General features: G+C 65.2%; 1 protein-coding gene. It reads right to left on the reverse strand.

The genetic code is table 11. From position 1 onward, the window contains the following. Positions 1-325, reverse strand: a 325-nt coding sequence (locus ODJ79_RS46860; RefSeq protein ID WP_263030218.1) for a condensation domain-containing protein, incomplete at both ends; no start/stop codon positions are given.

Here is a 325-nt window from a genome sequence, read left to right on the forward strand (position 1 = left end):
CGCCAACGACCACCCATCACTGACGATGTGATGCATCAACACCAACACCACAAACTCGCCACCACCCAGCTCGAACACCGACACCCGAACCGGCAACTCCGACCCCAGATCAAACGGATACAACACCGCCGCCTGCAGCACCTGCGACAGCTCATCCACCGAGACCCGCTCCACCGACAGCGGGGTCCGCGAGTCCTCGATCGCTTCCACGTGCTGATAGGCGACGCCGAGCTCGTCCGGGAACCGGGTCCGCAGCGCCTCGTGCCGCTCGACGACGTCGCCCCAGGCCTGCTCGAACACTTCCGGGTCGAAGGCGCCACGCATT

It is taken from the genome of Actinoplanes sp. KI2, from assembly GCF_025630775.1.
GTDB lineage: Bacteria > Actinomycetota > Actinomycetes > Mycobacteriales > Micromonosporaceae > Actinoplanes.